Annotated in this window: 19 protein-coding genes and 1 pseudogene; 8 read left to right on the plus strand and 12 right to left on the minus strand. The window is 63.1% G+C overall.

What is annotated here, in order from left to right:
• Nucleotides 1-12: 12 nt before the first annotated feature.
• From NKJ12_RS11180 to NKJ12_RS11190, 3 genes are all read right to left on the minus strand, one after another.
• A complete protein-coding gene (locus tag NKJ12_RS11180) occupies nucleotides 13-1,473 on the minus strand; it encodes an amidase (protein ID WP_352702670.1) in 1,461 nt (486 codons plus the stop codon).
• Between the two features lie 6 nt (nucleotides 1,474-1,479).
• Complete coding sequence (locus NKJ12_RS11185) at nucleotides 1,480-2,388, minus strand: ribokinase (protein WP_352687959.1); 909 nt, start codon at nucleotides 2,386-2,388, stop codon at nucleotides 1,480-1,482.
• A 102-nt stretch (nucleotides 2,389-2,490) separates the two neighbouring features.
• Nucleotides 2,491-3,384 carry a methylated-DNA--[protein]-cysteine S-methyltransferase gene (locus NKJ12_RS11190; protein ID WP_352687961.1) on the minus strand — a complete coding sequence of 298 codons (894 nt, stop codon included), beginning with the start codon at nucleotides 3,382-3,384 and terminating at the stop codon, nucleotides 2,491-2,493.
• A gap of 114 nt (nucleotides 3,385-3,498) precedes the next feature.
• Between NKJ12_RS11190 and NKJ12_RS11195 the strand changes: the two genes are divergently transcribed.
• Nucleotides 3,499-4,314 (plus strand): class I SAM-dependent methyltransferase, encoded by an 816-nt coding sequence (locus tag NKJ12_RS11195; protein WP_352702672.1) that lies wholly within the window; start codon nucleotides 3,499-3,501, stop codon nucleotides 4,312-4,314.
• Between the two features lie 9 nt (nucleotides 4,315-4,323).
• On the opposite strand, the gene NKJ12_RS11200 is transcribed toward NKJ12_RS11195, so the two are convergent.
• On the minus strand, nucleotides 4,324-4,818 hold the full coding sequence (locus tag NKJ12_RS11200; protein WP_352506595.1) for a DUF2244 domain-containing protein: 495 nt from the start codon (nucleotides 4,816-4,818) through the stop codon (nucleotides 4,324-4,326).
• Nucleotides 4,819-4,840: 22 nt separating this feature from the next.
• Here NKJ12_RS11200 and nth point away from each other — a divergent pair, with 22 nt between their 5' ends.
• Complete coding sequence (gene nth / locus NKJ12_RS11205) at nucleotides 4,841-5,668, plus strand: endonuclease III (RefSeq protein WP_352702674.1); 828 nt, start codon at nucleotides 4,841-4,843, stop codon at nucleotides 5,666-5,668.
• Nucleotides 5,669-5,706: 38 nt separating this feature from the next.
• On the opposite strand, the gene NKJ12_RS11210 is transcribed toward nth, so the two are convergent.
• The 4 genes and pseudogenes from NKJ12_RS11210 to NKJ12_RS11225 all read right to left on the minus strand — a co-directional run bounded on the left by NKJ12_RS11210 (nucleotide 5,707) and on the right by NKJ12_RS11225 (nucleotide 9,390).
• Nucleotides 5,707-7,218: a tripartite tricarboxylate transporter permease gene (locus NKJ12_RS11210; RefSeq protein WP_352702676.1), complete on the minus strand. Its 1,512-nt coding sequence runs from the start codon at nucleotides 7,216-7,218 to the stop codon at nucleotides 5,707-5,709.
• A 9-nt stretch (nucleotides 7,219-7,227) separates the two neighbouring features.
• Nucleotides 7,228-7,695, minus strand: coding sequence for a tripartite tricarboxylate transporter TctB family protein (locus NKJ12_RS11215; RefSeq protein WP_352702678.1), 468 nt, complete (start codon nucleotides 7,693-7,695; stop codon nucleotides 7,228-7,230).
• Nucleotides 7,696-7,775: 80 nt separating this feature from the next.
• Nucleotides 7,776-8,752: pseudogene (locus NKJ12_RS11220) on the minus strand (tripartite tricarboxylate transporter substrate-binding protein).
• A gap of 182 nt (nucleotides 8,753-8,934) precedes the next feature.
• On the minus strand, nucleotides 8,935-9,390 hold the full coding sequence (locus NKJ12_RS11225; protein WP_352702679.1) for a DUF2214 family protein: 456 nt from the start codon (nucleotides 9,388-9,390) through the stop codon (nucleotides 8,935-8,937).
• A gap of 225 nt (nucleotides 9,391-9,615) precedes the next feature.
• Here NKJ12_RS11225 and NKJ12_RS11230 point away from each other — a divergent pair, with 225 nt between their 5' ends.
• The 6 genes from NKJ12_RS11230 to NKJ12_RS11255 all read left to right on the plus strand — a co-directional run bounded on the left by NKJ12_RS11230 (nucleotide 9,616) and on the right by NKJ12_RS11255 (nucleotide 15,603).
• Nucleotides 9,616-10,155, plus strand: coding sequence for a GNAT family N-acetyltransferase (locus NKJ12_RS11230; protein ID WP_352506590.1), 540 nt, complete (start codon nucleotides 9,616-9,618; stop codon nucleotides 10,153-10,155).
• A gap of 205 nt (nucleotides 10,156-10,360) precedes the next feature.
• Nucleotides 10,361-11,338, plus strand: coding sequence for a Bug family tripartite tricarboxylate transporter substrate binding protein (locus NKJ12_RS11235; protein WP_352506589.1), 978 nt, complete (start codon nucleotides 10,361-10,363; stop codon nucleotides 11,336-11,338).
• 158 nt (nucleotides 11,339-11,496) lie between these two features.
• Nucleotides 11,497-12,030, plus strand: a complete 534-nt coding sequence (locus tag NKJ12_RS11240; protein ID WP_352506588.1) for a tripartite tricarboxylate transporter TctB family protein — start codon at nucleotides 11,497-11,499, stop codon at nucleotides 12,028-12,030.
• 4 nt (nucleotides 12,031-12,034) lie between these two features.
• On the plus strand, nucleotides 12,035-13,558 hold the full coding sequence (locus tag NKJ12_RS11245) for a tripartite tricarboxylate transporter permease (protein ID WP_254816834.1): 1,524 nt from the start codon (nucleotides 12,035-12,037) through the stop codon (nucleotides 13,556-13,558).
• Between the two features lie 15 nt (nucleotides 13,559-13,573).
• Complete coding sequence (locus NKJ12_RS11250; protein ID WP_352702683.1) at nucleotides 13,574-14,758, plus strand: CaiB/BaiF CoA transferase family protein; 1,185 nt, start codon at nucleotides 13,574-13,576, stop codon at nucleotides 14,756-14,758.
• Nucleotides 14,755-15,603, plus strand: a complete 849-nt coding sequence (locus NKJ12_RS11255) for a citryl-CoA lyase (RefSeq protein ID WP_352702685.1) — start codon at nucleotides 14,755-14,757, stop codon at nucleotides 15,601-15,603. The genes NKJ12_RS11250 and NKJ12_RS11255 overlap by 4 nt, the downstream gene beginning before the upstream one ends.
• A 76-nt stretch (nucleotides 15,604-15,679) precedes the next feature.
• Here NKJ12_RS11255 and NKJ12_RS11260 read toward each other — a convergent pair whose 3' ends face one another.
• From NKJ12_RS11260 to NKJ12_RS11275, 4 genes are all read right to left on the minus strand, one after another.
• Nucleotides 15,680-16,189, minus strand: coding sequence for an NUDIX hydrolase (locus tag NKJ12_RS11260; RefSeq protein WP_352702686.1), 510 nt, complete (start codon nucleotides 16,187-16,189; stop codon nucleotides 15,680-15,682).
• A gap of 128 nt (nucleotides 16,190-16,317) precedes the next feature.
• The gene (locus tag NKJ12_RS11265; RefSeq protein WP_352702688.1) at nucleotides 16,318-16,584 is read right to left on the minus strand and encodes a hypothetical protein; all 267 of its coding nucleotides are present in this window, start codon (nucleotides 16,582-16,584) and stop codon (nucleotides 16,318-16,320) included.
• Nucleotides 16,585-16,743: 159 nt separating this feature from the next.
• On the minus strand, nucleotides 16,744-17,436 hold the full coding sequence (locus tag NKJ12_RS11270; RefSeq protein WP_254816839.1) for a response regulator transcription factor: 693 nt from the start codon (nucleotides 17,434-17,436) through the stop codon (nucleotides 16,744-16,746).
• Nucleotides 17,433-20,174, minus strand: a complete 2,742-nt coding sequence (locus tag NKJ12_RS11275; protein WP_352702690.1) for a DUF4118 domain-containing protein — start codon at nucleotides 20,172-20,174, stop codon at nucleotides 17,433-17,435. The genes NKJ12_RS11270 and NKJ12_RS11275 overlap by 4 nt, the downstream gene beginning before the upstream one ends.
• Between the last annotated feature and the right edge of the window lies 1 nt (nucleotide 20,175).

Here is a 20,175-nt window from a genome sequence, read left to right on the forward strand (position 1 = left end):
GCGGAGCTGATTTCAGCAGGCGCCGGCCTGCCATGGCAGCGTTGCCTCATAGGCGGCAGCCGCCCTTAGCACGGAGAGGTCACCGCGCGGCCGCCCGATCAATTGCATGCCCATTGGCCTGCCCCTGGAGTCGAAGCCCGCCGGCACATTGATCGCCGGGCAGCCGCCCAGCGTGGCGAGCGCTGAGACCTGCATCCAGCGGTGATAGCTGTCCATGGCACGCCCGGCCACTTCCCTTGGCCAGAGGGTGGCGACATCGAAGGGAAAGACCTGTGCGGCTGGCAGCGCAATCAGGTCGAAACGCTCGAAGAGCGATAGCAGCATTCGATGCCACGACGAGCGCCTCACCGTTGCGGCATGGATTTGCGGCGCGGTGAGGCGAAGCGCATGTTCCACCTCCCACACGGCCTCCGGCTTCAGCAGACTGCGTTTCAAGGGATCATCGTAGTGCACCTTGAGCGCACAACCGCTGCTCGCCTGCCGAAGCGTTACAAAGGCCTGCCACAGCGCTTCGAAGTCGAATTCCGGCATCAGCGGCTCGGCCTCGAAGGTCACATCCGCGAACCGGCCGAGTGCTGCCTCGCAAAGCTGTAGAATGCCTGCTTCAACCGGCAGATGGCCGCCGAGATCGCCGAGCCAGGCGATACGCCCTCCGGCCGCCGGCGTTTCCACCCCTTCGAGAAACGAGCCTGGCTTATCATGCGACAGCGGCGCGCGAGGATGATAGCCGGCCTGCACGTCGAGCAGCAGCGCCATGTCGCGCACGTTACGCCCCATAGGCCCTTCGACGCCCATCTGCGCATGAAACACATCAAGGTCAGGGCCAGCCGGCACCAATCCCTGCGACGGGCGGAAGCCATGGACATTGTTGTAGGCAGCGGGATTGCGTAGCGAGCCGCCAAAATCGCTGCCATCGGCAACGGGAACCATGTCGAGCGCCAGCGCGACCGCCGCACCGCCGCTCGAGCCGCCGGCGGTCAGCGCCGGGCCGAATGCGTTGAGCGTCTGTCCGAACACGGTGTTGTAGGTGTTGGAGCCGAGCCCGAATTCGGGAACGTTGGTCTTGCCGATGATGATCGCGCCGGCCTTGCGGACGCGCTCGACGAAGAAATCGTCTTCCTCAGGCACGAAATCGACGAAGATCGGCGAGCCGAAGGTGGTTCTCAGGCCTTTTGTCAGCGCAAGATCCTTAATCGCGATCGGCAGGCCGAACAGCGATCCGGTATCTCCTCCTCGCGCCAGATGGGCGTCAGCGTTGTCGGCCTCGCGCAGGATGTCGGCATGTTCGCGCAATGAAACGATAGCGTTGACCAGCGGGTTCACCGCCTCGATCCTGTCGAGGAATGCCGCGACCACTTCGCGCACCGAAAGCTGCCGGTGCCTGATCTTCTCGGTAAGCTCCACGGCAGACAGGCGGCAGATGTCGCCGGCGGGCGGTACCGCATGCTTCGTGGTCGGGCGCACGGCTGTCATACCGCTTTAGCCTGCGGATTTCTGCAGGGCGACATCGACATCCCTGGCCAGCGGGATGGCCGGCTGTGCACCGGCTTTCAGGCAGGCCAGCGAACCGGCGGCGGCAGCGCGGGCAAGCGCCTGGTCGAGCGGCAGGCCGGCTGCCAGCCCGGCTGCAAAATAGCCGCAGAACGTGTCGCCGGCGCCGACCGTGTCGAGCGGGGTGATCTTCAGCGCCGGAACCATCAGAAGATCGTCCGGCGTTGCCGCCAGAACGCCGTCCGGGCCAAGCGTGACGACGATGGTGCGGCCGGTTCTCGAGGCATAGTCGCGCATCCGCGCCGGGCGGTCGCGGCCACTCAATGACAGCGCCTCGCCATAGAGGTCGAACTCGGTTTCGTTGGCGACGAGATAGTCGGCCTTGCCGAGGAAGCCGGCAGCGTCGCTGTGGAAAGGTGCGGTGTTGAGCACTGTGATCGCGCCGGCCGTCCTTGCCGCGTCGAGTGCTGCCTCGACGGTCTGCAGCGGGATCTCCAGTTGCAGCAGCACGACGTCGCCGTTTTTCAGGAAGGCCTTGGAAAGGTCACCCGGCACGACCGAATCATTGGCGCCCGGCACGACAGCGATCACGTTCTCGCCGTCGGCGCCGACCATGATCAGCGCAGTACCGGTAGAGGCAAAGGTCTCGCCGACGCCGGACAGGTCGATCTTGCCGTCGCGCAGCAGCGCCAGAGCCTCGCTGGCGAAGCTGTCCTTGCCGACTGCGCCGACCATGCGCACCTTGGCCCCGGCGCGGGCGGCGGCCAGCGCCTGGTTGGCGCCCTTGCCGCCGGGAGCAGTAGCGAAACCGGAGCCGCGCACCGTCTCGCCGGGACCGGGCAAGCGGTCGACACTGGCGATGAGGTCGAGATTGATGGAGCCGATGACGACGATCAAGAAGTGCCTCCCGCTAGCGCATGCGGGAAGCTACTCCGTAAGATCGCTGCTTGTCACCCTAGCGGTCCTTACATCGCTCCTATCGTTCCATTCTTTGGCTATTCACGAAGAGACCTGTCCCGCCTCCCAGCCGAGGATGGCGCGTTTGCGGGTCAGGCCCCAATGGTAGCCGGTGAGCGCACCGGACTTGCCGAGAGCCCGGTGGCACGGCACGACAAAGGACATCGGATTGGCACCGACCGCGGCACCGACAGCCCGGCTGGCGCTCGGTGCGCCGATGCGCGCGGCGATCGACGAATAGGTGCAGGCCTGGCCCATCGGAATACGCAGCAAGGCTTCCCAGACGCGGACCTGGAAGTCGGTGCCGATCATGACGACGCGGAGCGGCTGGTCGGCGCGCCACAGCGTCGGATCGAAAATACGCGCGGCATAGGGCGCCGTTGCAGCCATGTCCTCGATATAGCTAGCGTTCGGCCAGCGGCTGGACATGTCGGCAAAGGCCGCACGCTCGCCGCCCGGATCGTTGAAGGCGAGGCCGGCGAGGCCGCGGTCCGTCACCATGATCAGCGCGATGCCGAAAGGTGAGATATGATAGCCGTAGCGGATGGTGAGCCCGGCGCCGCGGGTCTTGTAGTCGCCCGGCGACATCGCTTCGTGGGTGACGAACAGATCATGCAGCCGGCCTGGACCGGACATGCCGAGCTCGAACGAGGTTTCAAGCAGCGGCATGCCGGCATCGAGCAGCTTGCGCGCATGATCGAGGGTAACGGCCTGCAGAAAAGCCTTGGGCGACAGGCCGGCCCAGCGGGTGAACAGCTTCTGCAGCCCGGTCGGCGTTTCGCCGACCTCCTCGGCCAGCACTTCCAGCGAAGGCTGGTCGCGATAGTCGAGGCTGATCTTTTCGATGGCACGACGGACGATTTCGTAGTCACCGCCTTCAGGCGTGATGTCTTTCTGAAGGATTGCTGTCGTTTTGAGAGGCATTTGGGCGTTCATGGCAGTATCTCCTTGCGTGCGAATATCGTCCTTCGCGGCGGCGATCACCACCCGAAACTTGCTTTCCCGCAGCATGTACCCAGATAGAGCTGACTTTGAATGGGGAGGACGGTCGTGGCTGGTGAAAAGGTAAACCTGACCGGGGCAAAGGAGACTTTGCTTTTGACACTTTACGGCAAGGCGCTGGAGAGCCGGCTGCCCAATTCGCTGCTCAGGGACTACTTTGCCGACGAGGCGGTGCGCAACATCGATTATGATTTCTCACGGCTCAAGGTCGACAACAATCTCGGCATCGGTCTAGCAATCAGGGCAAAGACGCTGGACGTCTGCGTTCAGGACTTTCTCGCCCGAAATCCTGACGCCATCGTGCTGCATCTGGGGTGTGGGCTCGACACGCGCATATTCCGTATCGACCCGCCAGCCGGCGTGGACTGGTTCGACGTCGACTATCCCGAAGTCATCGACCTCAGGCGCAGGCTCTATCCCGTGCGGGATCGCTACCACCTGATCGCTTCGTCGCTCACCGAACCTGGATGGCTGAACGAAGTACCTCGGGATCGCCCGGCCATAGTCGTGGCGGAAGGCCTGACTCCCTACCTGGCCGCCGAGGACGGGCAGCAACTGTTTTCTCGTTTGGTGGGACATCTTTCGAGCGGCGAACTGGTTTTCGATGCCTATACTCGCCTGGGCCTGAAGATAATTCGCCTCAATTCCTCCTTCCGCGCCACCGGCGCCGAGGTCCATTGGAGCATTGAGAACCCGCATGAATTGGAGCGAGCCGTTCCGAAGCTGCGGTTCATCGAGGACATCCCTGCCTATAAGCCGGAACATGCCGCTCGCATGCGCTGGCTCGCGAAACTGTTTGTTCGCTTTTGGAAATACATTCCAGCATTGCGCAAGATCGGCAGGCTGTTGCGCTATCGGTTCTGAAACGCTGGCTCAGCGCGCCTTGGCGGTCGCCAGAGCGCGCGAAAATGCGGTGGCAAAACTCTCGCGGTCGTCGGGGTTGAGAAAGGCGCCGATCGAGACGGTTTTTCCTTGCGCCTCGACCGCCATTCTGGTGATGCCGATCTCGGCGTGGCGGGCGATCGAAAAGCGTGCCCAGAACGGATTGAAGCGGTGTGATTCCGATTTGCCTGACGGGGCAGTCTTGCGGATATCGAGGCTGGTGCGCGACACCGACACCTCCTCGCGAGCCCGGGCGGCGCGATAATTCGCACGGAAGGCGATATAGACGCCGATCACGTCGAGGCCGAAGAAGCCGAACACCGGCCAGGCGCCGCGCGACAGAAAAAACGCTCCGGTCACCAGCCACCCGAACAGCAGTGCGCCCATCAGGATGGCAAAGCCGGTCTTGCCCAGCGACCGGTGCGGTGTCAGCAGCGCCTGGAAGAATGGCTCGTCGGCCTGAAATGAGGCGTTTGTGTCGCTCATTGGGGAATATTATAGGAAGGCAATGACAAGCCCCAAGCCCAAAAACTCTTCCGCGCTCAAAAAAGACCTGCTGCCCGGCCGCGATGGCTCGAACGCCAAGCCGCGTCCGCGGCCGGCGAGATCGCGCGCGCTTTACAGCCCGGCGGAGGTGCATGAGATTTTTCGCCGTTTTTCCGTTCAGCGGCCGAAACCGAGAGGCGAACTCGAACATATCAACCCCTTCACGCTGCTGGTGGCAGTGGTGCTTTCGGCGCAGGCGACGGACGCCGGCGTCAACAAGGCGACGCGGGCGCTGTTCAAAATTGCCGACACGCCGCAAAAGATGCTGGCGCTGGGCGAGGCCAAGCTCGGCGACCATATCCGCACCATCGGGCTATGGCGCAACAAGGCCAAGAACGTCATCGCGCTGTCCGCGGCGCTGATCCGTGACCATGGCGGCGAGGTGCCTGAGGATCGCGATCAACTGGTCGAGCTACCGGGTGTCGGCCGCAAGACCGCCAATGTCGTGCTCAACGTCGCCTTCGGCCAGCACACGATGGCAGTCGACACGCACATCTTCCGCATCGGTAACAGGCTCGGCCTGGCGCCGGGCAAGACGCCGGAACAGGTAGAGCAAGGTTTCCTGAAGATCATTCCGGATGAATATATCCGGCATGCGCATCATTGGCTGATCCTGCACGGCCGCTATGTCTGCAAGGCACGCAAGCCGGATTGCCCGGCCTGCGTCATCGCCGATATCTGCAAGGCCAAGGAAAAGACGACCAGCGTGCCTGCACCACTGGTCGAGATCGGGCCGCTCGGGCCAGTGGAAGCAGCTCAGGACCGAGCAGCGGCAACCACTGCCCGCTAGCTGAATCTAAAGTTCCTGTTATGCGGCGACATCCATGTTCAGGAACTCTCCTCGACGAACACCTCTTCGCGCTTCTTCTTGACCGCGGGGAGAAAGACGATGACGAGCACGGCGAGCGCGATGAGGAGCAGGCTGGCGCTGATCGGCCGCGTCACGAAGGTGCTTGGGTCGCCGCGCGAGAGGATCATGGCGCGGCGCAGGTTTTCCTCAAGCAGCGGGCCGAGCACGAAGCCGAGCAGCAGCGGCGCAGGTTCGCAGCGCAGCTTGGTCAGGAGGTAGCCAAGCAAGCCGAAGAAGGCGACGGCATAGAGGTCGTAGACATTGGTGTTGACGCTGTAAACGCCGATCGAGCAGAACGCCATGATAATCGGGAAGAGCACGTAGTAGGGGATGGTAAGGAGTTTCACCCAGAGCCCGATCAGCGGCAGGTTCAAGACAATCAACATCAGATTGCCGATCCACATCGAGGTGATGATCCCCCAAAACAGCGCGGGCTGTTCGATGGCGACATTGGGGCCGGGCACGATGCCCTGGATGATCATCGCGCCGATCATCAGCGCCATTACCGGGTTGGCCGGAATACCGAGCGTCAGCATTGGGATGAAGGAGGTTTGGGCGCCGGCATTGTTGGCCGATTCCGGTCCGGCGACGCCTTCGATGGCGCCCTTGCCGAATTCCTCCGGGTTTTTCGAGACGCGCTTTTCGATGGTGTAGGACGCAAAGGCGGCAAGGATCGCGCCGCCTCCGGGCAGGATACCGAGCGCCGAACCGATGATCGTTCCGCGCACGATGGGAGCCGCCATGCGCCGAAAATCTTCTTTACTCGGCATAAGGCCGGAGATACTTCGGATCAGCACGGAACGCTCATGCTCGTTTTCGAGTTTGCGCAATATCTCGGCGACGCCGAAGACGCCGACCGCCACCGCGACGAAATTCAGCCCGTCGGCATATTCGCGGATGCCGAGCGTGAAGCGGGGCGTACCGGTGTAAATATCGGTGCCGACAAGTCCCAGCAGCAGGCCGAGCACGACCATGGCCAGCGCCTTGACGATCGAGCCGTGGGCGAGCGCGACGGACGAGACCAGGCCGACGATCATCAGCGAAAAATACTCGGCAGCGCCGAATCTCAGCGCTATCGCCGTCAGCGGTGGGGCGAAGATGGCAACGAGGAAGGTCGACACCGTGCCGGCAAAGAACGAGCCTATTGCCGCGGTCGCCAGAGCTGCTCCGGCGCGGCCGTTCCTGGCCATCTGATAGCCGTCGATTGCGGTGACGGCCGACGAGGATTCGCCGGGCATGTTGATGAGAATGGCGGTGGTCGAGCCGCCATACTGCGCGCCGTAATAGATACCGGCGAGCATGATGAGAGAGGAAACCGGGTCGCCGATCTGGAAGGTGATCGGCAACAGCATGGCGATGGTTGCGGTGGCACCGATGCCGGGCAGGACGCCAATCAGCGTGCCGAGAAGGACGCCGATCAGGCAGAAACCGAGATTTGCCAAAGATGTGGCTGTCGAAAAGCCGAGTGCGAGATTGTTGAGGAGTTCCATTTCATCTCCTCACAACGACAGTGGCAACCACGGGCCGAAACGCCGGAACGGCAGGCCGAGTGCGTAGCTGAAGACGATGAATGCGAACAGCGTCAGGCCGGCCGACAGCACGAGTGCGGTCAGCGGCCTCATGCGGCCGCTACCGAACGATGCGATCAGCGCCGTCAGGAAGATCGACGGGATGAAGCCGAGGCCGCGCACCGTCAGGCCGAAGAAGATCGGAGCAGGCAGGATAAACAGCATGCCGCGCCACGCAATGTAACCGATCGGCTCGCTCTCGAAACGCACCGCTTGGACAAGGATGGCGGCGCCAAGCAGGATCAGCACGATCGCCAGCACGAGCGGGAAATAGCCCGGCCCCATGCGAAAGGCGGTGCCGATTTCGAGGCCCAGCGACTGCAGCGCGAAAAAGGCGCCAATAAAGACCAACAGCGCGGCGCATATGCCGTTGGTCCTGTCGATTGCGAAAGGTTTCATTGCGTCCTCCCGGCTCGCCTCATGGGCGTGCCGATGCCGGTGTAAAAAAACGGGGCGCTGATGGCGCCCCGTTAGAACCTTTAGTCGGCGTACTGGCCGGCCGCTTCGATGATCGGCTTCCAGCGCGCGATCTCACTTTCCAGCTTGGCTTTGAGCGCGGCCGGCGTGGCATCGGCCTCCGGCGACGGCTTGGTGCCGAGTTCGGCAAATCGGGCGACGACATTCTGGTCCTTCAGCGCCACCTGCAGCGATTTCGAAAGGCGTTCGGTGATCTCGGCGGTGTGCCCTTGGGGGCATAGATTCCGTGCCAGATGCCGACCTGCACCTGGGGAAGGCCGGCTTCTATCGTCGTCGGCACGTCCGGCAGCACATCGAGGCGTTGTGGCGAGGTTACGGCATAGGCCTTGATAGTGCCGCCCTGGATCTGCTTGGTGGTATTGGTCGTCTGGTCGCACATGATATCGACCTGGCCGCCGAGAAGATCGGTCATGGCCGGGCCGGTGCCCTTGTAGGGTACGGTGACCAGCGGCGTGCCGATGGCGCTCATGAACAGCATGCCGCACAGATGCGAGGCGGCACCGATCCCGGCATTGGCAACGGTGATGCTGTCCTTGTTGGCCTTGGCATAGTCGACCAGCCCCTTCAGATCGGTCGGCTCGAGGTCCTTGCGGCCGACGATGGTCATCGGCACCTCGGTGACGAGGCCGACATATTCGAAGCCGTTCAGTGTGTCGTAGGCGAGCTTTCTATAGAGCGTAGCACTGGTAGCCATGCCGATGTGATGGAGGAGCAGCGTGTAGCCGTCAGGCTCGGCATTTGCGACGCGGCCGGCGCCGAGCGTGCCGCCGGCGCCGCCGACATTCTCGACGGTGACCTGCTGGCCGAGGTCTTTCGACATAGCTTCCGCGACAAGACGCATGACGGTGTCGGTCGGGCCACCGGCCGAAAACGGCACGACAATGGTGATGGTGCGTTCGGGGTAGGTCTGCGCGCCAGCGGCCGACGGATAAAGCATGGCGGCCGCAGCGGCAGCCAACGCGGCGATGAGTTTTCGCATCGTGTTTCCTCCCAGGATATGATTGCCAACCGCTGCGCGGGTTCCTCTAAAACCGACTGTAGATAGAGCAATAACTAGCGCAACCCGACAAATGACAATCGCGCTCAAACGGCAAACCGCACGTTTCTCTGCGCAAATGAGTGGCAAGGTTGGGCCGTGCGATGCCCTTCCTCCAACCTATTCTAGTAGCCGTAGCCGCGCGTCATCGCCGCCGCGAACACCGGGATCAATAGGAAGATCGATGCCTCGGTGCGGACATAGGTGCGAACGGACGCCAGCTCCGCCGCAGGAACCTGGTAGCCGGGACTGATGCTCGCCTGCGTGTTCCAGGATAGGAAACGGATGGTCGGGATAATCGACAACAGGCCGACAATGGCGAAAGCGGCAATCTTTGCCCAGAACATCCAATTGTAGACGTAGAATTCCCAGCCTTTCAGACCATAGACGACGCGGCCGATGCCAACGACGATGATCAGCATGGCAATAATGCCGTAGTGGCGGTCGATGCCGACGAGCCGCTTCAGCGTCGCGGCGGACAAGTCGCTGCGGATCAGGACGAATTCGGCGCCGATGATGCCTGCCAACGAAAACACCAGCAGATGATGGAAGATGGCAAGCACAAGGTCGGTGGTGTCCATGCTGGATTCCCTCTGTCGGACGGCAGCGCCGAAACCCAACGCGCCTGAACCAATACCGGAGAAAAACTAACACCGCCTGGCAGGATTCACATCAGCCTGGAAGATGATCTACACAGCCTTGGCTCTTGTTTTTCACAACGGATTGGATTTCCCGTCTCGTGCGTGTCGCTGTCCCCCTTTTGGAAGACCTGCGTTAGGCACCGGCAACACAAACGAGACATGACCATGGCCAGTCCGCATACAATTGTCGCCCCAGTGCTTGAGACCTCGCGCACGGTCCTGCGGCCGCACCGGCTTGACGATTTCGACGCCTATGTCGCTATGTGGGCCGATCCCGTCGTCACCCGCTTTATCGGCGGGAAGCCGCGCACGCGGGAGGAAAGCTGGATGCGCTTCTTACGCCACGCCGGCCTGTGGTCGCTTCTGGGCTACGGCTTCTGGGCGATCGAGGATAAGGCGACCGGCTGCTTCATCGGCGAGGCCGGCTTTCACGATCTGAAACGCGACATGACGCCGTCGATCGAGGGCATTCCGGAGACCGGCTGGGCTCTGGTTTCGGGCGCGCATGGCCACGGGTTGGCCAGCGAAGTCGTCGCACGGGTGCTTGCCTGGGGCGACGAAACGTTCGGCGCCGCGACGACCGTCTGCATCATCGATCCGGAGAACACCGGATCGCTAAACGTCGCGGCAAAATGTGGTTATGGCGAAGTGCTTCGAACCGTCTACCAAGGCAAGCCGACCATCCTGCTGGAGCGGCAGCCCTGACGGACACCGTCTGGCCTCTGCCTGCCACGTCGTCCGGCGTCAAGTTCGCCTGCCTGAAGATCGCACAGTCCGATTGTGCCGCATGCGGCGTGTTCTGTCTTTGACAGGAGGACGCAAACTCTGCATGAATTTTATCGAGCGGGTCTGAAATCAGGCCACGTTTCTGGCAGGCACCGGAGGAGGTGTCGCGATTTGGAGGAATCCCATGCTGAACAGACGCCGATTCTTGATGAGCACCGCGGCAGCAGGTGCTGCCGGACTCACGGCATCGCATTTTGTCCCCGCCTTTGCGCAGGACGCGCCGCAGCTGCAGATTTTCGTGCCGGCGGCGCCGGGCGGCGGCTGGGACCAGACGGCGCGCGCCATGGACCAGGTGCTGCGCAGCGAAAAACTGATTTCCGGCTCGCAGATCACCAATGTCGGCGGCGCCGGCGGTACTGTCGGCCTGCCGCAATTCGTCAACCAATGGAAGGGCAAGGGCAATGCGCTGATGGTGGCCGGCATGGTCATGGTAGGCGCCATCATCGCCAACAAGGCGGCCAACAACCTTACCGAGGTCACGCCGATCGCCCGCCTCACCGGTGAGTTCGAGGCGCTTGTGGTGCCGGCCGCCTCGCCGTTCAAGACGGCCGCGGACTTTGTCGCGGCTCTCAAGGCTGACCCGACGCAGGTTCCGGTTGCTGGCGGTTCGGCCGGCGGCTCGGACCATATATTGTTCGGCCTCATCGCCAAGACCGTTGGTGTTCCGGCCACCAATCTTTCCTATGTGCCGTTCGCCGGCGGCGGCGAGGCGCTTTCGGCGCTGCTCGGCAACCAGGTCGCGGCCGGCATCTCCGGCTACGGCGAGTTCGCCGAACAGGTCAAGGCGGGTGCGCTGCGGCTGCTGGCCATCTCCGCGGACAAACGCCAGGAGGGGATCGATGCGCCGACGATGAAGGAAGCAGGCATCGATGTCGAGCTGTTCAACTGGCGTGGCGTCTTCGCACCGCCCGGCGTCTCGGACGCCGACAAGGCAGCAATGATCAAGCTGATCGAGACCATGGCCAAGAGCGACGCCTGGGCCACCGAATGCAAGAACCGCAACTGGACGCAGATCCTGCTCACCGGTGACGATTATGCGAAATTCGTCGCAGAAGACACGGCCCGCATCGGGACGATACTCAAGGACCTCGGTCTGGCGTGATGCTCTCGGCAAGGGGTGGCAGCCTGCGCCAACCCTTGCCGACTTTCGCCAGCCGCATGGACATACGCGGCGCCGGAGGTGAAACTACGCCGAGATCGGCCGGGTGAGACCGGTCCAAGGAGAACCGGGCCCAAGGGACCGACATTGGGAGGACGATGATGAGCACCAGCGACCAGCCGGCGCCGCCGCGCCTTGCAGTGCCCGAACTGCTGATCGGCGTCGGGCTCCTCGCCTGTGCGGGTGCGGTTGCCTGGCAGACGCTGGCAATCCCGGTGTCGCCGCTCTATTCCAAGGTCGGTCCGACCGTCTTTCCCTACATCACCATGACCGGCATGGTGATCCTGTCGCTGCTGCTCATCATTGCCGCCTTGCGGGGCGGCTGGCAGCCGGAGGACGAAAAGGCGACGCCGACCGACTGGAAGGCGATGGGCATCGTCGCCCTCGGACTGATCGCCAACCTCGTGCTGATCCAGCCGCTCGGCTTTACCGCGGCATCTGTCATCATGTTCGTTCTCATCTGCCACGGTTTCGGCAGCCGGCGCCCGCTGCGTGACGTGCTGCTCGGGCTGATCCTGGCGCTTGCCGCCTATTTCGGCTTTGCCAGGGCGCTCGGCGTCAATATCGGCGCCGGCTTCATCGAAAACCAGCTGAACGCGATCGTCGATTCGCTTGTCACCATGCTGAGGGGCTGACGCCATGGAAACGCTCGGCCATCTCGCGCACGGATTTTCGGTCGCCTTCTCGCCGATCAATCTCATATGGTGCCTGGTCGGCACCACGCTTGGGACTGCGATCGGCGTGCTGCCCGGCCTCGGACCGGCACTGACCATAGCGCTGCTGTTGCCGATCACCTATCAGGTGGCGCCGGAGGCATCCTTCATCCTGTTTGCCGGTATCTATTACGGCGCCATGTATGGCGGCTCGACGACATCGATCCTGCTCAACACGCCTGGCGAAAGCGCCACCATCGTCACCGCGCTCGAGGGCAACAGGATGGCCCGCTCCGGCCGTGGCGGTGCGGCCCTGGCGACCTCGGCGATTGGTTCCTTCGTCGCCGGCACGCTGGGCACGATCGGCGTTGCCTTTCTGGCGCCGATCGTCGTCAAATTTGCGCTGGCCTTCGGCCCGGCCGAATATTTCTCGCTGATGGTGCTGGCCTTCATCACGGTTTCGGCGGTGCTCGGCTCGTCGTCGGTACGCGGCCTGACCAGCCTGTTCGCCGGCTTCGTCGTCGGCATGATAGGCGTCGACCTGCAGACGGGGCAGCCGCGCTTCACCTTCGGCATGAGCGAATTGCTGGATGGCGTCGACGTCATCGTCGTCGCCGTTGGCCTGTTCGCCGTTGGCGAGACGCTTTACATGGCCTCGCGCCGCTATGCCGGCAAGGACGACATCGTGCCGTTGAAAGGGTCGCTCTACATGACCGCGGCCGAATGGTCGCGCTCGTGGAGGCCATGGCTGCGCGGCTCCCTGATCGGCTTCCCGATCGGCGCCATGCCGGCCGGCGGTGCCGAAATCCCGACCTTCCTCTCCTATGCCATCGAGAAGAAACTCTCCAGACACAAGGACGAGTTCGGCACCGTCGGTGCCATCGAGGGCGTTGCCGGACCGGAAGCAGCCAACAATGCATCCGCGGCCGGCGTGCTGGTGCCGATGCTGACGCTCGGCCTGCCGACCTCGGCGACGGCCGCAATCATGCTGTCGGCATTCCAGAGCTACGGTATCAATCCGGGGCCGCTGCTGCTGACGACGCAGGCCGACCTAGTGTGGGGGCTGATCGCCAGCCTGTTCATCGCCAACGTCATCCTCGTCGTCCTTAACCTGCCGCTAATCGGGCTTTGGGTGCGATTGCTGAAGATCCCGGCGCCGCAGCTGTATGCCGGCATCCTGGTGTTCGCAACAGTCGGCACCTACGGCATCTCGCAATCGCCGATCGACCTCGTCATCCTCTATCTGCTCGGTGCCGCCGGTTTCCTGATGCGGCGTTTCGATTTTCCGACCGCGCCGGTTATCATCGGCATGATTCTCGGGCCGCTTGCCGAAACGCAGTTCCGCCGCGCGATGACCATCTCGAACGGCGATTGGACGGTGTTCTACAAGCATCCGCTGTCGCTGACGTTGCTGACGCTGGCCTTCATCGGGCTGGTTGGACCGCATATCTGGGCCTACATCGAGCACAGACGCATGCGGGGACCGGAGCACGTGCCGGGCGATGCCTGAGCTGTTCGTGACGTCATGACAGACCTGCTTTCCGGCATCCGCATCCTTGACCTGACCAATGTGTTGGCCGGCCCCTATTGCGCCTACCAGCTGGCATTGCTCGGGGCCGACGTCATCAAGGTTGAGACGCCGCAAGGCGGCGATCTGGCGCGCCAGCTCGGCGCCTCTCCGGAGCTCAACCGGGCGGGCATGGGCGCTTCGTTCCTGGCGCAGAATGCCGGCAAACGCTCGGTGGCGCTCGATCTCAAGCAGCACGCCGACCGCGAACGCTTCCTCGATCTGGTCGCTTCGGCCGACGCGCTGGTCGAGAATTTCCGTCCCGGCGTAATGGGCCGGCTGGGGCTTGGCCATGCCAGGCTGAAAGAAGTCCGGCCAAGCCTTGTCTATTGTGCGATATCGGGCTTCGGCCAGACCGGGCCGATGCGCGACAATCCAGCCTACGACCAGATCATCCAGGGTCTTTCCGGGATTATGAGCATCACCGGTACACCGGAAACCGCGCCGCTGCGTGTTGGCTATCCGGTCGCCGATACGCTTGGCGGGCTGGTCGGGGCGTTCGCCATTACCGCCGCGCTGGTCAAGCAGAAGACGACAGGCGAGGGCGCGTTCCTCGACGTCTCGATGCTCGAATGCACGCTTTCTGCGCTCGGCTGGCCGGTGTCGAACTATCTGACGGCGGACGTCGAGCCGCAGCCGATGGGCAATGAAAATATGACGGCCGCACCGTCTGGCGCGTTTCGCACCGGCGACGGCTTGCTCAACATCGCAGCCAACAAGCAGGAGCAGTTCGTCACACTGTGCCGGTTGATCGGTCGGCCGGAGTTGGCGTCGGATGTCCGCTTTGCCGAGCGAGAAACGCGCAAGCAGAACCGCATTGCATTGAAAGCGCTGATCGAGGATGCCTTGACGAGCGGCTCGGCCGCCGCCTGGGAGGAGACGTTCAATCGCGCCGGCGTGCCGGCAGGCCGGGTGCTGACAATCCCGCAGATACTGCAGGAGCGACAGGTGATCGAGCGCGGCATGACGGCGCGGTTCCCGGCTGTGTCCGGGATGGACCAGCCGCTGACCGTGGTGCGCTGCGGCTTCATGGTCGATGGCGAGGCACCTTTGCCGAGCAGGCCGCCGCCGGCGCTCGGCGAGCATATGGGCGAGGTTTTTGCCGGCCTGCCGCCGCGTGCCAGGAAAAGAGCGAAGGCATGAGCGGAACGCAAAACAAGACTGGTCGCGCACGCGGCGAGGAATGGTGGCAGACCGGCATCATCGAGATGCGCCCCGGCGTCATCCGGCTGCGCGGCTATGAAATCCAGGATCTGATCGGCCGCGTCAGCTTTCCGGCAATGATCTGGCTGATGCTGCGCGGCGAACTGCCAGGCGAGGAGCAGGCGGCGCTGCTTGGCATCGCGCTGGGTGCTGCCGTCGACCATGGGCCGCAGGCGCCGTCGATCGCCATCGCCCGTATGGCGATCACCTGCGGCGTCGGCATCAACAGCGCCATGGCATCAGCCGTCAACGTGCTTGGCGATGTGCATGGCGGCGCCGGCGAACAGGCGCTTTCCTTCTACGGAGACATCGCTGCCGAACTGGACGCCGGCATGCCGCTTGCGGACGCCGTGTCGGCGCGGCTCGATCGTTTCCTTGCCGGGGAAAACGGCTATGTGCCCGGGCTCGGCCATCGTTTCCATCCGGTCGACCCGCGGGCGCCCCGCCTCATCGAGTTAACCCGCGACTTTGCCGCGCGCGGCATCGTCAGCGGGCGCTTCGCCGACATTGCCGAGGCGATCGAGGCCGAGGTGGCGCGGCGCAAGGGCAAAAAAATCCCGCTCAACATCGACGGCGCCACGGCCGTCATCTACGGCGAGCTCGGCTTCCCGCCGCCGCTGACGCGCGGCCTTTTCGTGCTGTCGCGCTCGGTCGGCATCCTCGCCCATGCATGGGAACAGTCGCAGGAAAGCGACCGCAACAAGGGGCCGCTGCCGCGCGAATGGCTGTGGGCCTATTCCGGCACGCCGGTGCGGTCTTTGCCCGAGGGCGACGGCGGCAAGTGAGATTTCGGTTCAAGTGTGACGGCGGCAGGCGCTGGGGCCAATTCCATCCCGATCCAGTCGGGCTAGCCTCGATCTTTTATTGAGCGTGATCTTTTCCGAAAGCCGGATTCTGTTTTTTGGAATTATACTCCAGCTCGGGAATCCTGATGTTCCTCACCAGCGTCGAGAGATCCGGCTCGTCGATGAGCACCGCCGCGTCGGCCGGCGCCAGCCACGCGCGCTGACGCCTCTTGGATTCTTCCCAGTCGGCAAGTTCCTCGGTTACCTCCAGCAAATAGACGACGACGTCGACACGGACGAAGCGGTTCGCCAGCCGCTTCCAGTAGCAATAGGTGCCGGCCGGCTGTTTCAGTGTCTTGCCGAGAACGCCGGCTTCTTCCTGTGCTTCGATGGTGGCCGCCTTGCGGCTGCTCTTGCCCTTCATCGGCCAGCCCTTCGGTACGATGAAGCGCCTCGTCGTTCGCGATGTGACCAGCATCACCTCGACGTCGCCATGCTCGTTCAGCCGAAACGGAATCGCCGCGACCTGGCGAATCCGGTCGCCCTTCCTTGCCTTGCGTACGACCTTCTTCTTGCTGGCTGCCATTCGATAATCCAGTCGAGGCGGTGCCCAAACGGCAAGGGCAGCGTTGCAAAGTCGGCCGCGTTCAATGGGGCGCAAGCGGAGCGGTTTCCACAATATATAAGTCGGCTAAATAAATGAAAGGGCCGTCGTTAGCGGCAGGTGCTGACAAAGCCGCTCCCCGACGGCAGCAACTGGCAAGTTGGTCTCATCTGCGGCACCTCCTGCCGTTGCGGGGTTGGGATTTGGCGATCCTGGGCACGGTACTGCTGTTGCTGCTGCTGGTATTGCTGGCGCCGCAGCCTGTTCTCCAACATCTGCAACTGGTCCTGCTGGATCAACACGTTGCGGTCGGCGGGACTGACGACCTGTGCCGATGCAGCAGGATTTACGCCCGGCAGCATCGCCGCAGTCAGCATTGCCGACCCTAAAAACGTCAATAGACGAAGCCGTGGCATTCGTTCATTCCCGCACAAAACCGATCTTTCCGTAATATAGGGCTTTTGTCCGGCGACACCATGGCCGCCGCTGGTTTGAAGCGGATTGGAAGAGGCATTCGGCTTCGGATGCTCGTCGCGTCAATCGACTTCGCGCAGCCGGTATCCAACGCCGGTCTCGGTGGTGATATAGCGGGGCTGGTCGGGCGTTTTTTCGATCTTTTGCCTGATCTGCCGGACGTAGACTCTGAGATATTGAACGTCGGTGGAATCGCCCCAGACCTGCTTCAGCAGGAATTGGTGGGTGAGAACCTTACCGGCATGCTGTACGAGGATGCGGAGGATGTCGTATTCCTTCGGCGAGAGCTTTATCTCCTTGTCCTCGACCTTGACGATGCGCTTCACCAGATCGACGGAGAGGTCGCCGGTCTGGAACACCGGTCTCTCACCCTGCTGCTGGAACTTGTGGCGAAGCGCGACGCGGATGCGTGCGACAAGCTCGTTCATACCGAATGGCTTGGTTACATAATCGTCGGCGCCGAGTTCGAGGGCCGAGACGATGCCGGCCTCATCAGTGCGGCTGGAAAGAATAACCACGGGAATGTCCAGGCCATCATCCCGCCATTTGCGGAGCAGCTCATGCCCGCTCATGCCGGGCAGACCGAGATCGAGCAGCACAAGGTCTGGCTTTTCCGTCTCGATGAGTTCAATCGCCGCCCTGGCGTTCGGCGCCTCGCTGATCGCATAGCCTTGGCTGCCAAGCCCGACGCGAAGCAGTTTCCGGATCGGCGGTTCGTCGTCGACCACCAATATCCTGACGTCCAGGCTCGTCATGGCAGATCGTCCATATTTTGATGGCCCGCCTCGGGTTCGCCGAGATTGGGCAGTTCCGCCGGCACCAGCTGCATCTTGATCGTGAAAACCGCCCCCGAGCGGTCGGACCTGTTTGCCGCCGAGAGCGTCCCGCCCATCGCTTCGATGAAGCCGCGGCAAATCGACAGGCCGAGCCCGGTGCCGGCACGCACCTGGTCACCCTTGCGCACACGGTAGAAAGTGTCGAAAACGCGCTCCAGGTCCGCTGGCGGAATGCCTGGTCCCTCGTCCATGATCTGCAGGATGATGAAGCCGTTATCGGCCCAGGCCTGCAGGCGGATCGTCGAACCTGGCGGCGCGTATTTTGCAGCATTATCAAGGAGGTTGAACAGCACCTGTTCGAACAGAACGGGGTCGACCCGCAACATCGGCAGATCCGATGGGATGTCGATCTCGGTCTTATGCTGGCGGACGATTTTGCGGGCCCGATGCAGAGCTGAGCCGACAATGTCGCCGAGATAGTGAAAGGCGTAGTTCGGCTCCATCGTGCCGGATTCGATCTTGGTCATATCGAGCAGATTGGCAATAAAGCGGTTAAGCCTCTCCGCCTCATCGAGCACGGTCGACAGCAGTTCCGTCCGGTCCTGCTCGGGAAGCGCGGCCTCGAAGTCCCTGAGTGTTCCGGCCGCGCCCATGATGGCGGCAAGCGGCGTTTTCAAATCGTGGGAAATGGAGGTGAGCAAGGCCGAGCGCAGACGGTCTGCCTCGGCCGCAAGCTTGGCCCGGTCAACGTCGGCGACGAGCTGGATGCGCTCGATGGCGACCGCCGCCTGGTCGGCGAGCGCATCGAGCAGACGCTGCTGCTCGGGTGTCAGCAGCGGACCTTGCTTATCGTTGTCGAGGCCGACAACGCCCACCGCCGTGCGTCCGGTTCGCAAGGGCAGATAGAGGCGTTTTGCTCCGGGCAGCGTGTCGGCGCCGCGCCCCGCGGCGCGGTTATGCTCCCAGGCCCAGCGGGCTGCTGCAATGTCGGCCTCGGCCAGCGTGTCGTCGGGTGGGTAGCCGGCTTTGACCGCAATTGTACCGTCCTCCGGCAGAAGCAGCACCACGCGCAGCTTCAGCATCGAGGCGATCTGGAAGGCAGTCGCCCAGAGAACGTCGTCGAGCGTGCCAGCACCGGCGAGCTTCTTTGAGAAGAGATAAATATCTTCAGTGGCGCGTGCCCGCGAGCGCGCAGCGACCGCCTGACGCTGCACGCGCGCTGTTAGATTGCTGGCAATGACCGCAACAACTAGGAAGACAGCCAGCGCAACGATGCTCTCCGGATCCTCGATCGTCAGCGTGTAGCGTGGTTCCAGGAAGAAATAGTTGAAGGCAATGGCGCTGATGAGGCAGGCATACAAAGCCGGCCAGAGACCGCCGGTCACAGCCGACGTCAGGACCCCAATGAGAAAGATGACCGCCAGGTTGCGGACGTCGAGAAACTGGTCGAGAAGGACGGCGAAGGCGAGCGAGCCAACAACATAGGCCGTGGCCCTGAGATAGGGCCAGATCTCGAACTGCCACTGCTCGTCCGCCGCCTTGACGGTCCTCGACGTCGCCTCGGCGTTGCGTTCGTTTCCCGAAATGACATGGACGCTGATGTCGCCGGCATTGCGGATGAGATCGTAAGTGAGCGAGCCTTCGATCAATTCCCGCCAGCGCGATCGGGTCGGCCTGCCGATCACGATATGCGTGAAGTTGTTCGCCGTCGCATGCCGAACGATGTCTTGCGCGACGTTCTGACCCGGAATGGTCGTCACCTCGGCACCGAGCTGCTCGGCAAGGCGCAGCTGCGTCGCCAGCCGATCCTTGTCCTCCTCGGGCATGGCAGCTGAACGAGGGGTATCGACATGAAGCGCCGTCCAAGGGGCGCGGAGCCGGTCGGCCAACCTCCGCGCATAACGTACACGGGCCGCCCCGCCCGGACGCGCATCGACGCAGACGAGAACCCTTTCCCCCGCCGCCCAGGGCCCGGGTATCGCGTGGGCCTGCATATGGGTCAGCAACTGCTCGTCGACCCGCTGGGCAGTGCGGCGGAGCGCCAATTCCCGGAGCGCCGTCAGATTGCCCGGCGAGAAATAGTTCTCGATGGCGCGCTGGGCGGTGCTGGGGATGTAGACCTTGCCTTCCTCAAGCCGCTTGATCAGATCGTCGGGGGTGAGGTCGATGATCTCGATGTCGTCGGCCTGGTCGATTATGGAGTCGGGGACAGTTTCCCGCACCCTGACGCGGGTGATCTGCGCCACGACATCGTTCAGGCTCTCGACGTGCTGGATATTCAGGGTCGTATAGACATCGATGCCGTGCGTCAGGATTTCCTGGACGTCGAGGTAGCGCTTGGGGTGACGGCTGCCGGCGACGTTGGTGTGGGCGAGTTCGTCGACCAGAACCAGCGCCGGGTGCCGGGCGAGGATGGCGTCGAGATCCATCTCCTCAAGGATCCGCCCCTTGTAATCGATCTCAAGGCGAGGAATGACCTCGTAGCCTTCGACCAGCGTCTGGGTTTCTTTGCGGCCGTGCGTCTCGACGATGCCGATTACTACGTCGACCCCGTCGGCCAGCCTGGCGCGGCCCGACATCAGCATCTCGTAGGTCTTGCCGACACCGGGGGCGGCGCCGAGAAATATCCTCAGGCGACCGCGCTCCTCTCGCTCGGCATGCTCGAGCAGCGCGTCGGGAGAGGGCCTGGTTTCGGCGGTGCGGCTGTCGTCTGGCATA

Source organism: Mesorhizobium sp. M0195, from assembly GCF_040322115.1.
Classification (GTDB): domain Bacteria; phylum Pseudomonadota; class Alphaproteobacteria; order Rhizobiales; family Rhizobiaceae; genus Mesorhizobium.

Bases quoted from the DNA above. Each gene is read 5' to 3' on its own strand.
- NKJ12_RS11180 (WP_352702670.1), bottom strand. From the start codon at position 1,473: ATGACAGCCGTGCGCCCGACCACGAAGCATGCGGTACCGCCCGCCGGC.
- NKJ12_RS11190 (WP_352687961.1), bottom strand. From the start codon at position 3,384: ATGAACGCCCAAATGCCTCTCAAAACGACAGCAATCCTTCAGAAAGAC.
- NKJ12_RS11200 (WP_352506595.1), bottom strand. From the start codon at position 4,818: ATGAGCGACACAAACGCCTCATTTCAGGCCGACGAGCCATTCTTCCAG.
- nth (WP_352702674.1), top strand. From the start codon at position 4,841: ATGACAAGCCCCAAGCCCAAAAACTCTTCCGCGCTCAAAAAAGACCTG.
- NKJ12_RS11210 (WP_352702676.1), bottom strand. From the start codon at position 7,218: ATGGAACTCCTCAACAATCTCGCACTCGGCTTTTCGACAGCCACATCT.
- NKJ12_RS11215 (WP_352702678.1), bottom strand. From the start codon at position 7,695: ATGAAACCTTTCGCAATCGACAGGACCAACGGCATATGCGCCGCGCTG.
- NKJ12_RS11225 (WP_352702679.1), bottom strand. From the start codon at position 9,390: ATGGACACCACCGACCTTGTGCTTGCCATCTTCCATCATCTGCTGGTG.
- NKJ12_RS11230 (WP_352506590.1), top strand. From the start codon at position 9,616: ATGGCCAGTCCGCATACAATTGTCGCCCCAGTGCTTGAGACCTCGCGC.
- NKJ12_RS11235 (WP_352506589.1), top strand. From the start codon at position 10,361: ATGCTGAACAGACGCCGATTCTTGATGAGCACCGCGGCAGCAGGTGCT.
- NKJ12_RS11240 (WP_352506588.1), top strand. From the start codon at position 11,497: ATGAGCACCAGCGACCAGCCGGCGCCGCCGCGCCTTGCAGTGCCCGAA.
- NKJ12_RS11245 (WP_254816834.1), top strand. From the start codon at position 12,035: ATGGAAACGCTCGGCCATCTCGCGCACGGATTTTCGGTCGCCTTCTCG.
- NKJ12_RS11250 (WP_352702683.1), top strand. From the start codon at position 13,574: ATGACAGACCTGCTTTCCGGCATCCGCATCCTTGACCTGACCAATGTG.
- NKJ12_RS11255 (WP_352702685.1), top strand. From the start codon at position 14,755: ATGAGCGGAACGCAAAACAAGACTGGTCGCGCACGCGGCGAGGAATGG.
- NKJ12_RS11260 (WP_352702686.1), bottom strand. From the start codon at position 16,189: ATGGCAGCCAGCAAGAAGAAGGTCGTACGCAAGGCAAGGAAGGGCGAC.
- NKJ12_RS11265 (WP_352702688.1), bottom strand. From the start codon at position 16,584: ATGCTGACTGCGGCGATGCTGCCGGGCGTAAATCCTGCTGCATCGGCA.
- NKJ12_RS11270 (WP_254816839.1), bottom strand. From the start codon at position 17,436: ATGACGAGCCTGGACGTCAGGATATTGGTGGTCGACGACGAACCGCCG.
- NKJ12_RS11275 (WP_352702690.1), bottom strand. From the start codon at position 20,174: ATGCCAGACGACAGCCGCACCGCCGAAACCAGGCCCTCTCCCGACGCG.